This window comes from Kordiimonas sp. SCSIO 12603 (assembly GCF_024398035.1).
Taxonomy (GTDB): domain Bacteria; phylum Pseudomonadota; class Alphaproteobacteria; order Sphingomonadales; family Kordiimonadaceae; genus Kordiimonas.
Window position 1 is genome coordinate 1,631,171 of record NZ_CP073748.1, and the last position, 12,078, is coordinate 1,643,248.

Below are 12,078 nucleotides of genomic sequence, written 5' to 3' on the forward strand. Positions count from 1 at the left end.
CTGACTATATAGGCCTGCCAATTCCTGTTAATCTTTCTTTAAAAAGGCTTCAATCCGGAAGGCTACGAAATAATCAGTGATGGCTGTGTATAATCCGTACAGTATGACCAGTGCTATAAGTATAGCGCCATAATCCCCGTTCCCGAGGGTTAGCTGTTCTATATCTAATTTCAGATACGCAAGTAAGGCACCGGTTAAAGCTAGGATAGTTAACCCTATTATTCTGGCCTTTTTAAAGCTCTCTCGGAATAGAGCTTCCTGAGCAGCAGGTAATTGAAGCATCTGAAATAATGCGGGTACAGCAAATTGAAGCCGATAGGCTGAATAAACCGCCGCAATGCCGGATAATATAAACATAAGAACCAGAAAATTAACCTGCGCAAATAAGAGGTATGAAGGTAATGCTATGAACAACGCGGCAATTTTGATGCTCGTACGTTTCTTTATTGTTTTCAGATGATCTTGTACTTCCTGAGATTGAATTGTGGAGTATTCAATTTCATTCTCTGTGTCTTCATCATCAAACATGCGAAGTGGTTTATGGTTCCAAACCAAATAGGCTGATGGACAGAGGTTTATAAGAGCAAGATAGATAAGCAAGCTTTTGGCGATAGAGATCGAGTTAATGGAACCATCCAGTTTTGTAGCGATAGAACCGAAACCTACGATTGCTAGCATAATCGCCATCTTATAGGCAAAAGCATACGCTTTGAGCCTCAGTAGTTGCTCCCGCTCATCTAGTACTAACTCTGCTTCCCTGTTCGCGAAGAAGTTATTTACAAAAAGCTTTTGTTTTTTTCGGCTTTCAGATTGCAACAAGGTATCGCTGCCGATTAAGCGAACTTCTTTTGGCGCAATAAATGGTAGTATGATGGCTAAAGCAAATAAACTGTAAAACAGGATCATCCAAAAAGAATAAGGATTGATTTCCATGTCTGGTCTAGAAAGTAATACACCGAGTATAAAAGAACTTATCGGGAGTGCGACAAATACTAAGATTGCACCTCTTTTCCACCATACAAAATGTGAAGGTATTGGCCCGTATTTGCTTCGGAACATCGGGTTTTGAATTGCTTGAGTTTTCATGATGTTGCGCTCGTTGTTTTCAGGTGTTTATCGGTGCCCAGCGGTTTTAATGTCCATGCAGCATACAAGAGCGGTAGCCCTGAATGAATTTGGGCAAAGCCAATAAGGGTGAAGAGATAACCCATAAATTCCGTTGGCAGCGGGAGAGGGAAGGCCAAGAACTTTGAGGCACAAATATAGAGTAACCCCATTCCATATATGACGATCGTAAAATGGCTGGCGAAACTATGTGCCTTGAGTGAAAGCTGTGTTTCTCTTTCATCTTTTGAAGCGTAATCGCTCGTTACTATCTTAATTGGGCGAGGAATATAAAAGGCAGAAAGGCCGTAGAGTAGCCAGAAAACAAAACCTATATATGCTAGCCATATAATTTCGTTGCCGAGCATCAGCCATGCTCCAATAGGCATGAAGAACGTGCGTGCGACGGTGAAGAATTTCGCAACAAGAACATTCCAGTCGTGTGATTGTTGATCTGTCATATCCGAAGGGTCCTCTGGTAAGAAATTCTGCGATTACTAATCTTCATCATCTAGGCTTGGGGGCTTTACAGCGAAGGCTAAATAAAGGCGCGGCAAGCCCATGTGCATGTAGGAAACTGTTATGCCTATGCCGATAGTTTCGGTGATGTTTTTAGGCAGATAGACTTGTGTGTCGAAGACTTCAGGTAGATTTGCGAGCATAAAATAGCCGGTCACAATGAACATAAAGTACCCAAAGACCTTGTAGGCAAAAGCATTTGCCTTGTTGGATAGCGCTATTTCGCGTTCATCCCGGTTTTCACTTGCATGCAGTATGCGTTCAAGGGGCTGTGGGAAGAAAAGCCACAAGAACATTATTGGTAGCATCAGAGCAAATAAGCTGAATTTTGCGAGGCTATCATTTGATACGATCAAAAAGCTTACTGCAAGAATAGGTAGGCCCGCGCAAATGGTAAGCATAGAGAGTTTTGCTACAGTTTGATTCCAGGTGCCTGTTTTCGAGCCGTATATTGTCATCCACATGATAAACCCCCTACTGCATGTTCAGTTGATCGGTAAGCGAAGGAAAAGGTTCGAGCGAAAAAAGCTGCTCGATCGGTGCTTCGAAAAATTCGCTTAACTTCAGCGCCAGTTCCAGCGACGCATTATAGTCCCCACGTTCCAGATACCCGATGGTTTGAAAGTTCACACCCACTGCATCCGCCACTTGTTGGCGGGATAGGCCTTTCGCTGTTCTGAATAGTTTTATTCTATTGTGTACCATGATCAATTAATATCTGATTCGTGACTATTTGTTGTATATGTATAACATTTTGGAAAAGAGTCAATCCCTATAGGTTGTGATGCACACGCGTTTATGGGCCGTGGGCAATAAAAAAGGCCCCGGTTTCCCGAGGCCTTTCTGTTCAGATAAATCTGGTAAGGAAGCTTAGAGCTTCTCAGCGTTTTTACCGAGGTATTCAGCAACGCCAGCAGCGTCAGCTTTCATGCCTTCGTCGCCTTTGTTCCAGCCAGCTGGGCAAACTTCGCCGTGCTCTTCGTGGAACTGAAGTGCTTCAACAAGACGTACGAACTCGTCAACGTTACGGCCTAGTGGTAGGAAGTTAACATACTGGTGCCAAACCATGCCGTCTTTACCGATAAGGAATGTACCACGAAGGCTGATGCCTTCTTCTTCGATAAGAACGTCGAAATCACGTGCGATTTGCTTTGTTTTGTCAGCAACCATTGGGAAATCAACTGGGCCCAGGCCACCTTCAGAAGTTGGTGTGTTGCGCCATGCAGCGTGTGTGTGCTCGCTATCAACAGAAACAGCAACAACCTTCACACCAAGCTCTTTGAACTTGTTCATGCGGTTGTGGAACGCAAGAATTTCAGAAGGACATACGAATGTGAAATCAAGCGGGTAGAAGAATACGAGGCCGTAATCGTCGCCGATGTATTCTTTTAGGTTGAAAGATTCGTTGATGCTACCGTCTGCCATAACAGCAGCGGCGGTGAAATCTGGAGCTGGTTTACCTGCAAGAACAGCCATGTGGGCCTCCTATAGAATTGAAGTAAATGTACAAACTGAATATCGAGCAATTACCACAGCGCTATGACAGCAATATGGCTCCGCTCGCTCGCGCATACTTTATGCTTTTTGGGGGTAAAATCAATGCGCTTTAAAGCGATTACTGTAATCGTATTTTTCGATTAATATTCAGTAAAATCAACGGCGTGATAAATTAACCCTGCGCTTTAAACTTTCGCTTGTCAAGTTTTCTCTTGGGAGTTTCAGAAAAGCAGATTTATAGTTTCATCAACAATATAAAATGCGAGGCTGTGGGTGCTTGAGTTCTACGACAATCTGTTCCGTTTCTGGGCTATTGGGCTTTTCTTTTTTCTGGGGGCCATTGTGGTCAGGAACTATGGCCGCACACAAACGGGTTTGCTTGGTTTTGCATCTGCTATATCGGGGGCTGCCTATCTCATTTGTTCTAGCGCGGTGGATAAAGCTGATATCGGCTATCTTATGCTGGTTATTGAGCCCTTTTGTTATATGGGGCCGATTGTGGTGTGGCTGTTCAGCCTTTCCTTGTTTCAGGATCATTTCAAACTAAACCGCTATCATGTTCTGGTATCTGTCGGGTATCTGCTTCTTTCAAGAATTCTTGAATATGAGTTCCGGAATGATGTTTGGGGCGTGTTAGGGCCGCTTCTTGTTATCCATGGGCTATCCCGGGTAGGGCTTTTGGTTCATGCAATTTATATCGCATGGCAAGGCTGGGCAGAGGATCTGCTAGAGAACCGCAGGAAATTCCGTTCCGTTTATATTGTGCTGGTAACAGGTGTTTCTGCTGTGATTTTCTTTATTGAGGTAATTTACAGGCCGGATGTGCCAACGGCGGCACTGCACTTGTGGCAATCAGCTTCATTTGCGGCGCTCGCGAGCACCATTGCATGGTTCGCTGTGGCCCCACGGAAAGGTTTGTTGGATGCAAAAACTGTTACAGTGAGCGAAAAGAAGGCGGCAGAGAAAACGGCCAATGCCAGCGATAAACTCGATCTGAAGACCATCAACAAGCTTGTTGTGGAAGAAGAGGGGTATCTGGAAGCGGGCCTTACCATTGCCAAGCTGGCGCAAGATGCCAAATTGCCAGAGCACCGCCTGCGCCGGTTGATTAATCAGCATATGGGCTACCGCAATTTTGCAGATTTCCTCAATCACTACCGGATTGACGCCGCCAAGAAACGGCTTGCGGATGCGGAAGCAAGACACACGCAGGTGCTGGTGATTGCGATGGATCTTGGCTACGGCTCATTGGGGCCTTTCAACCGTGCGTTCAAGGAGCGTACGGGGCAAACGCCCACGGAATATAGAAAACAAGCGCTTGCTGAAACTGAATAAAACTCGCCGATTTTGAAAAATCAGTGTTTGTTTTCAAAACCAGACAGCCAGAAAGCCCGTAATCCTTCATAGTTTCCATAGTCCCGAGTTCGACAGTTCGGTTATGAGGAAATAATAAAGATGGATACATTAATCTGGGTTCTTGAGCGTTTGTGGCGCGGGTTTACATTCGATTTTACTCGTTACTTTTTAGCCGCTGGTGGTGTTTATCTGATTGTGTGGGTGCTGTTTAATAAACAGTTTGCCCCGCTTAAGATTAGAAAGAAAACACCGCGGACACGCCAGATGGTGATCGAATTCCTCACATCAATGCGCACGGTGCTGATATACGGCTTTGTTGGTTTCCTTACCTTTTGGGGCATTGAAAGCGGTGTGATGCGTTATTACCTGGATATGGAAGAATACGGCACCGCTTATTATATCTTCTCCATCCTCTTTATGATTGTGGCACATGATGCCTATTTTTACTGGACACACAGGGCCATGCATATGCGCGGTGTGATGAAATATATCCACGGCGAACACCATAAATCCATGAACCCAACACCCTGGACAGCATACCGGTTTGATATATTTGAAGCCGCATCCCACGCACTATTTGTGCCGCTGTTCCTTTTATTTGTGCCGCTTCATCATGGGGTGATCGGGATATTTCTCATTCATATGATTATCAGAAACGCTATGGGGCATTCAGGCTATGAACTGTTCCCGCGTTCTTGGGCTACACATCCTATCCTTGGATGGTTAAACTTGGTAACCCACCATGATATGCACCATGCGAACGGGAACTATAATTTTGGGCTTTATTTCACTTGGTGGGACCGCATCTGCGGAACGGAGCACCCGGATTATATCGCTCGTGTAACGAAAACCCCGGGTGCAACACGCGCAAACCCACAAGGAACAGCTGAACCTGTTCATTTGCCTGCCGAATAACCAGTATTTGAAATCAGAATAGCGATAGCATGAAGGGCTGCTGATAGATGCGGCTTTTTGTGCTATTCTGTTTGTTGTTCACATTTGTTAAGCCATTAAATTAATGAATTTCAACTATTTATATATTTAACCTTTAAAGAATTCATCATATAGCCCATATGGTGAAATGCTGTGTGGTAAGGGAATAAAGGGGCCCTAAGCGTGACAGTGCTTGAGCTGTTAGATAACTTTCTCCGGTTTGGGGCGATTGCATGCTGTTTGATGACAGCAGCCTTGGTGCTGCGCGATGCCCGTAACCGTATATCAGCCAAGCTTTCTGCCTTTTGCTGTATTACCACATCTTCTTATTTGGCATCTTCCATACCGGGGCTTGGTGAAACCATTGGCTTCTGGATGTTGCCAATACTAGCTGTTTGTCTGTTTGGACCAACGGCGCTTTGGCTTTTCAGCCTTTCCATGTTTGAGGATGATTTCAAACTGAAACGGTTCCACTATATTGTGGTAGGCGTTTTCGCAGCTCTTTGCGTTATTCAGTATGCCCTTTACTGGACTTTCCTTGATCAGCCACCGCTTATCTCCCCGACCAAGCTTCATGCAGAACTTCGTGGAGTGCATTGGCTTTCAACCATTATCAGTTGGGCAGCGCTTTTGATGAAAGTGGCTATGTCGTTCCATATGCTCTATAGCGCATGGAAAGGGAAAGATGATGATCTGGTAGAAGCGCGCCGCAAATTCCGCGAAACCTTCGTGATGGCATCTGCGTTTATTTCCTTTGGTATTGTCATCACTGAGAAATGGTTGTTGGGCTTTGGCCACAGCACGGGCGCTATTTTGCTGCTGGGGCAATCGGCTTCTATCATGGCAGTGGTTATATATATGATGTGGCATGTAGGCGGTATTGACGGTAACTGGCTATTTGGTGAACCAGAGACCAGCCCGGTGCCTGAGAAGCCAAGGCGCCCACTTTCTGCTGACCGCCATGATCTTGAAACGCTGGATGCACTTGTGACCGAAGGTGTGCTTCTTGAAGCAGGGCTTACCATCAGCAGGCTGGCGGATATGGCTAGTATGCCTGAGCACCGTCTGCGCCGATTGATTAACGAGCATCTGGATTTTCGTAACTTTGCGGATTACCTGAATTATCACCGTATTGAAGCTGCGAAAGACCGCTTGGCCGTGATAAAAGATCGGCACGTACCAGTGCTAACGGTGGCGATGGATTTAGGGTACGGCTCCCTTGGGCCTTTCAACCGGGCCTTCAAGGAACGCGCGGGAATGACCCCTAGCGAATTCCGCAAAAAAGCGCTTGCCGATTGTTAAAAACAGTCGCTGATTTCTTTAAAAGCTGCCTATTTTCAGAATTGATAAGATAAAACGCTTCACACCTGTGCATTCTGCCCCTAGATAAGCCGCAACGCTTTATCTAACTCATGAATAAAATCTGTTCGAGAGTATTACGAGACACGAGGAGAGACGTTATGTCTTCATATGCACCTTCCCAAGAGTTCCTACCACTGCGCGGTATTTCGGCTGCTTTTCGTTCTGGCCTTAACACGTTTTTCAGCCGCAAGGCTGCGCAGTCCCTTATTGCTGCTGGCACGCTAATGGCGGGCACAGCATCTGCAACAGCGCTTGATGCTTACGCAGTTGAAGGCTTCTGGCTGAACAAAGCTGGCGACGCGATTGTGAAAGTTGGCCCTTGCACAAATTCTCACGCACGTCTTTGTGGTGATGTTGTTTGGACAGCAAACGGCGCGAATGTTGCTGTAGGTGATCGCGTTCTAACTGGTTTCCGTGTAGACGGTAACAAAAGTGGTGATCGCTGGACACAAGGCAAAGTAAGCCTGAACGGTAAAAAAGGTAAAAAAGGCAAGCTTCGCTTCGTTGAAGATACGCTGAAAGTTGGCACATGCCGCGGTTCAAAATGTAAGAACGTTACATGGACACGTCCAAGCGCAACACAAACAGCACAAGCTGGCCTAAACGGCGCTGAATAAGCTTTCCCCAGAAGCTTAATACCGAATAAAAAAGGCGGAGCATTTGCCCCGCCTTTTTTAGTATCTGAAGTTTGCCAGTGTTATTGACGAACTACTTTATAGCCTTTTGCTTCTAGAAGCTCTTGTACTGAGTTCTTCCCTGCAAGGTGGCCTGCGCCTACAGCAATAAAGATATCGCCTGAACCTTTCATCAGTTCATCGATTTGCTCTGCCCAGTTTTCATTACGGTCATAAAGAGCAACTTTCGCCAAATCAGGTGTTGCTTGCATCGCCTCATTCATAAGCGCGCCTACTTCTTCTGGTTTTCCAGAAGCCCAATTGGTTACAAGGTTGTTGAGAAGCGTTGAGCTTTCGCCAAGCTGTTCCAGCATTTCAATAAAATAGGCGTTTTCGTTTTCAGAACTTAAGGTGCCGAATATTTTGATCTGGGTTTCAACAGATTCTAGATATTTTACATCTTTAGATGCCGCTTTAGCTTCATTAAATAGTAGTTTGTCGACACCTGATTCTGGATCGAAACCATTTTGTACATAGTTCTGTACTGTGAGGTTAAGCCCAATAAACCAAGGGCGCAGTGAATCAAATTGCTTGAGCGCTGCTTCTGGAATTCCTAATCCACCAGAGAGCTCCTTAATTTTACTGAAATCTTCCGGGCTAAAGCGGTTACTGAATGTTACGCCAGCTGGGTTAAGCGCATATGGTTGTATGATAGCTATCATTTCCGACTGAGGTGTCTCTTCAACAGCTGCTTCGAAATAGACAGTTTCTGAACCTTTGAAGGCTGTTGTTATTTTATCTGAGCGCCAAACTGTATCGGGCTTGAGAAGATGCACTGTGCCAAACAGATAGATATTACTATCTTCATCAGAGAGTTTCCACAGTGCTGGACCATCCTCGGCCTGTACTGGGTTTGCAAAGAAGGCCGCTGTCGCGAAAAGGGCCGGTGCAAGGGCTGCTGCCGCTGCTTTTTTTAGTGTTAGCCGAAGTGCCATAGTGTAATTCCTCAATCTTTATTAACGCGCTGCTTATGTATTTTTTCTACGCGGTTACCTTTACAGTCTCAGGACAATAAAAAAGCTTACAGAAATTATTCGCTTGGTATGAAATAATTCAGATATTCCTGATAGGTGATTGATTTATCGTTATTTTTATCTGCCACCATAAATAGCTGTTTGATTTCATTGTCGTTTTCTGTCCATTCCATAAGGCCATTTGTTTTGGCTAAATGAACGCTTGCCTCTTCTGTAGCATCGGGATGCCAGCAGGTAGCCGCATAATTGAAAGAGTAAAGAAGAGTTTGCGAATGAAAGAAATCATCTTTTCTTATCTCTTGCAGTGCTACTTTAAACTCCGACGTTGATATTATTCTGTCTGCATTTTTATCGAGATAGCTGAATTCAGTGTTGAGATCTACTGCGCTAGGAATGGTGGGAGATTTTCCAAATTCTTCTTTGGATAACATGTTGTTCTGATCGGTATCCAGCGTGTTGAACAGCACCGTTTGCTGTGCTGTTGCCAGCTCCAGAATATTACAGCCTGGGCCTTTACGCTCATCTTCCGAGATCATTCTTTCATCAATTAACTTATCAAATTCCGGGAATTGAAACAGATACCCGCCAACGATATGTTTGTATTTCTGAGAGCGCACCGTTGGCTGAACCGTAGCCAAATATTCATTTAAAGATATTTGCCCGTTACTGTTGGCATCAAGAATAGCGAAAAATGGTTCAATAAGAGGGCTTTGTTCCTGCTCTACTATGTTGGTAAGGCCGAATATTCCCCCAACTGTAATGGCGCCAGCGATAAATCCTGTTACTAACATTATCAATCTCCTGTTTGGTTTTTCTTCAGGAGTGAGCTGCCCGTTTTCTAAATACAGCGTGATTGCTTCTCTCAAAACACCACTGGCTGTTTCACCGTTTTCTTTGCAGGCTTTCATAAAGGCCTGTTTGTTTTCATGAGGAAGACGAACTTCCAGAAACTCGGTCTTCTTGGGTGTTTGATTGCTGTTTTTAGTCATACGGACTTCTCATTTCCTGTGGATAACAGGGGTGATCAATGAGAGAGCACTATACAATCATTTCTGTGTATAGCTTGAGAAAAAACATGTCCCCAGAAAGGCTTAAGCGTGTCCGGACAGGTTGTTCCAAGAAGATGTAGCTATTTTATTTATTAAGCTGATCACGAAGAGTGCGCATGCAGGCACTTGCTATTTCACACTGAAGCTTTGCCTGTGGATTATCATCTTTTGAACAGATATCGCTTAGACGTTTAAGGCTTTCTTCCAACATATGAACAGTGGAAAGCAAGGTTTCTTTATCGGCGCTTGCTTTATCAATGGGTGGATCCCATTCCACAGAATCCGGAAGTGACTTATCCTGCGGTTCTTTCGCTTGTGTGAAGGCAGGCGCAACCTCATCTGCAAGCAGGCTTTCAATTGCCGCTGCAGCTGAATCAATAGGGCTTTTAGACTTGGAAGGTTCCGTCACCGGTGTCTGAGTGGCTGTATTAATTGTCGCCCTAGCCAGAGTTTCCGCGCTTGGACGCTTCATCTCGCTTGGGTTAATCGGAGCATCATCATAATCAGCAAGTACAGACGGCTCTTCCGTAAAGGTTGCTGGTGTACGTTTACGCTCACGCTGTGGCGGAGCGGCTATATGATCTTTCGGGAAAAGATCACTGTTATTAACAACTTCATCAAGGAATAGGGCGCTTGCATCTGTTTCGCTTGGGAAAACTGTATCGTCGCCTTGAGCGGGCAAAACAGGGGCAAGGCTGCCTTCATATCCTTCGAAGATACCGCCACACTGGCTGAATACTGGTGTGGCTTCCATTGTCCAGTTTTGATGCGCATCTTCAAGGAATTGAATAGTTACGGGGGCATCATGAATAGCGCTCCGGCGCTGGAAAGCGCGCGCTACCGGATGGCCGAGTTTTTCGTTTAAGCCCAGAAGATCAAGAATACTGGTGTCACCGCTTGCGTATCCTTCACCGAAAATGGCTGTCGCGAAGGGAGAGATGCTAACAACAAAGCCGTCTCGATCACTGATCCAAGACCAACCACCCGGGCTCGGGTCTTTAGCGGCTTTAACTGTAGATGTCTGCGTTTCGGCGGGTGATTGCTGATCGGCTATCATCGGCGGCTGCTCATCAGCAAACATTTCTGTTTCTGGCTCGCTTGCAGGAACACTGTGCATATCATCCTGATCAGGGAATTCAGTTTCCTGCTGCATTTCGCGTGAGCGCTCAGCAATCAAATCTTCATCGGTTTTCAAAATACGGAGGCTGGATTGCCGGGTCTTATGCTCAGGAAATGGTGTTACTGTCCCTGAAGGCTGTGCCGCCGTGCGCGTAATACCTAAATCATCACTCCAAAGAGCCAGTGTGGATTGATTGTCAAAAGGCGGAGCCGCGGGTGCTGCACGAGCCAGCGCAATCCAAACATTAGCGGATAAATCGTTCCGAGTAGCGATAATCTGGTGATGTTCCCGGCCTGTGTGGCTGATAAGCTCAATCACTTCTTCTTCATCCATCGGGAGCGATTTAAGAAGATTAGAGACAAGACTGGCACGGTCGCGGCACAGGCGAATTGCCAGATCAAACGGCGGATTTGACATGCCAGCGATCAAATCAGCAGCTGTACGGCGATTATCAGAATCTACATGCGGGATTAGCGCTTCAATAACATCAAGAAGCTGGGAGCGTGTTGGGGTAATTTTTGGAGCTTTGCCTGTAAGGAACAAATCAATCAAGTTACGGAAAAGAATGGAGCGATCTTCACCATCGCGCTCCCGGGCATATGCCACAAGCTCGCGAATCCTGCTGTCTAATGCATTCATGTCAAACGCAGAAGCGCTGGCCACAGGTCACTCCCCACCCAATTAAACACCCGATTCACACAAAATTCGGAAAGACTTGCGCTTCCCGAACCATATTCCTTGGGCAACATAACTCCCGAATCACCCAATAGTTTCATTGTACTTATTTCAGCGGCGGATGCTAGTAATGATTACACTTAGAAATAAAATTATCCGCATTTGGAACTTTATTTCCCAGAATTGCTTATGTAAGATACCCGGCAATTATTCAGTTTTTAAGGAGTTTCCCTAATGGGGCGTGTCAAACTAGATGCTGTTGACCGTAAAATTCTATCGTGCCTGCAATCAGAAGGCCGAATTACGAATGTTGAACTGGCTGAGCGTGTAGGAATTACAGCGCCGCCTTGCTTGCGTCGCGTTCGCGCGCTTGAAGAGGAAGGCTATATCCACGGCTATCACGCAAACCTTGATCAGGATAAGCTGCAATTTGGCTTAACTGTATTTGCAATGGTTGGGCTGCATAGCCAGGCGGAAAGCGATCTACAGGCGTTTGAGCAGCATGTGAAAAACTGGCCAATGGTTCGTGAATGCTACATGCTTAACGGTGAAATTGATTTTATTCTGAAAATCGTTGCTGCTGATCTCGCTGCATTCCAGGAATTCCTGACAAGCGAACTTACGCCTGCACCAAATGTGGCGAGTGTGAAAACATCTCTTACCATTCGTACATCAAAGCATGCGCCGGGTGTTCCGCTTCCTGAAGTAAGCTAAAAGCTTAAAAATAAGATTTATAAGGCTCGGTATTTTTACCGGGCCTTTTTTATACTCCACAGAGTTCTTGACCACCGGGTGCCCTGCCTTACCTGATAGAG

Annotated in this window: 13 protein-coding genes; 5 read left to right on the forward strand and 8 right to left on the reverse strand. The window is 45.6% G+C overall.

Features of this window, described 5'->3' with window-relative positions:
* Positions 1–27 precede the first annotated feature (27 nt).
* The 5 genes from KFE96_RS07430 to KFE96_RS07450 all read right to left on the reverse strand — a co-directional run bounded on the left by KFE96_RS07430 (position 28) and on the right by KFE96_RS07450 (position 3,099).
* Entirely contained in the window at positions 28–1,086 is a 1,059-nt protein-coding gene (locus KFE96_RS07430; protein ID WP_255835352.1) for a hypothetical protein, read from the reverse strand.
* A complete protein-coding gene (locus KFE96_RS07435) occupies positions 1,083–1,565 on the reverse strand; it encodes a hypothetical protein (protein WP_255835353.1) in 483 nt (160 codons plus the stop codon). The genes KFE96_RS07430 and KFE96_RS07435 overlap by 4 nt, the downstream gene beginning before the upstream one ends.
* Positions 1,566–1,601: 36 nt before the next feature.
* Positions 1,602–2,087: a hypothetical protein gene (locus KFE96_RS07440; protein WP_255835354.1), complete on the reverse strand. Its 486-nt coding sequence runs from the start codon at positions 2,085–2,087 to the stop codon at positions 1,602–1,604.
* 10 nt (positions 2,088–2,097) lie between these two features.
* Positions 2,098–2,328, reverse strand: a complete 231-nt coding sequence (locus tag KFE96_RS07445; RefSeq protein ID WP_255835355.1) for a helix-turn-helix transcriptional regulator — start codon at positions 2,326–2,328, stop codon at positions 2,098–2,100.
* A gap of 165 nt (positions 2,329–2,493) precedes the next feature.
* The gene (locus KFE96_RS07450) at positions 2,494–3,099 is read right to left on the reverse strand and encodes a peroxiredoxin (RefSeq protein WP_247014766.1); all 606 of its coding nucleotides are present in this window, start codon (positions 3,097–3,099) and stop codon (positions 2,494–2,496) included.
* Between the two features lie 294 nt (positions 3,100–3,393).
* Between KFE96_RS07450 and KFE96_RS07455 the strand changes: the two genes are divergently transcribed.
* From KFE96_RS07455 to KFE96_RS07470, 4 genes are all read left to right on the forward strand, one after another.
* Positions 3,394–4,455, forward strand: a complete 1,062-nt coding sequence (locus KFE96_RS07455) for an AraC family transcriptional regulator (protein ID WP_255835356.1) — start codon at positions 3,394–3,396, stop codon at positions 4,453–4,455.
* A 120-nt stretch (positions 4,456–4,575) separates the two neighbouring features.
* Positions 4,576–5,391 (forward strand): sterol desaturase family protein, encoded by an 816-nt coding sequence (locus tag KFE96_RS07460; RefSeq protein WP_255835357.1) that lies wholly within the window; start codon positions 4,576–4,578, stop codon positions 5,389–5,391.
* A 201-nt stretch (positions 5,392–5,592) separates the two neighbouring features.
* Positions 5,593–6,711 carry a helix-turn-helix domain-containing protein gene (locus KFE96_RS07465; RefSeq protein ID WP_255835358.1) on the forward strand — a complete coding sequence of 373 codons (1,119 nt, stop codon included), beginning with the start codon at positions 5,593–5,595 and terminating at the stop codon, positions 6,709–6,711.
* 158 nt (positions 6,712–6,869) lie between these two features.
* On the forward strand, positions 6,870–7,388 hold the full coding sequence (locus KFE96_RS07470) for a hypothetical protein (protein ID WP_255835359.1): 519 nt from the start codon (positions 6,870–6,872) through the stop codon (positions 7,386–7,388).
* An 80-nt stretch (positions 7,389–7,468) separates the two neighbouring features.
* Here KFE96_RS07470 and KFE96_RS07475 read toward each other — a convergent pair whose 3' ends face one another.
* The 3 genes from KFE96_RS07475 to KFE96_RS07485 form a co-directional block, all read right to left on the reverse strand.
* The gene (locus KFE96_RS07475) at positions 7,469–8,380 is read right to left on the reverse strand and encodes a TraB/GumN family protein (RefSeq protein WP_255835360.1); all 912 of its coding nucleotides are present in this window, start codon (positions 8,378–8,380) and stop codon (positions 7,469–7,471) included.
* Between the two features lie 95 nt (positions 8,381–8,475).
* Positions 8,476–9,408, reverse strand: coding sequence for an EF-hand domain-containing protein (locus KFE96_RS07480; protein ID WP_255835361.1), 933 nt, complete (start codon positions 9,406–9,408; stop codon positions 8,476–8,478).
* A gap of 145 nt (positions 9,409–9,553) precedes the next feature.
* Entirely contained in the window at positions 9,554–11,251 is a 1,698-nt protein-coding gene (locus KFE96_RS07485; RefSeq protein WP_255835362.1) for a hypothetical protein, read from the reverse strand.
* 246 nt (positions 11,252–11,497) lie between these two features.
* On the opposite strand from KFE96_RS07485, the gene KFE96_RS07490 reads away from it, so the two are divergent.
* Positions 11,498–11,977, forward strand: a complete 480-nt coding sequence (locus tag KFE96_RS07490; protein WP_255835363.1) for an Lrp/AsnC family transcriptional regulator — start codon at positions 11,498–11,500, stop codon at positions 11,975–11,977.
* The last annotated feature ends 101 nt before the right edge of the window (positions 11,978–12,078 follow it).

Excerpts from the sequence above, each read along its gene's own strand:
- KFE96_RS07490 (WP_255835363.1), top strand. The coding sequence starts at position 11,498 with ATGGGGCGTGTCAAACTAGATGCTGTTGACCGTAAAATTCTATCGTGC.
- KFE96_RS07430 (WP_255835352.1), bottom strand. The coding sequence starts at position 1,086 with ATGAAAACTCAAGCAATTCAAAACCCGATGTTCCGAAGCAAATACGGG.
- KFE96_RS07450 (WP_247014766.1), bottom strand. The coding sequence starts at position 3,099 with ATGGCTGTTCTTGCAGGTAAACCAGCTCCAGATTTCACCGCCGCTGCT.
- KFE96_RS07470 (WP_255835359.1), top strand. The coding sequence starts at position 6,870 with ATGTCTTCATATGCACCTTCCCAAGAGTTCCTACCACTGCGCGGTATT.
- KFE96_RS07480 (WP_255835361.1), bottom strand. The coding sequence starts at position 9,408 with ATGACTAAAAACAGCAATCAAACACCCAAGAAGACCGAGTTTCTGGAA.
- KFE96_RS07460 (WP_255835357.1), top strand. The coding sequence starts at position 4,576 with ATGGATACATTAATCTGGGTTCTTGAGCGTTTGTGGCGCGGGTTTACA.
- KFE96_RS07440 (WP_255835354.1), bottom strand. The coding sequence starts at position 2,087 with ATGTGGATGACAATATACGGCTCGAAAACAGGCACCTGGAATCAAACT.
- KFE96_RS07475 (WP_255835360.1), bottom strand. The coding sequence starts at position 8,380 with ATGGCACTTCGGCTAACACTAAAAAAAGCAGCGGCAGCAGCCCTTGCA.
- KFE96_RS07445 (WP_255835355.1), bottom strand. The coding sequence starts at position 2,328 with ATGGTACACAATAGAATAAAACTATTCAGAACAGCGAAAGGCCTATCC.
- KFE96_RS07435 (WP_255835353.1), bottom strand. The coding sequence starts at position 1,565 with ATGACAGATCAACAATCACACGACTGGAATGTTCTTGTTGCGAAATTC.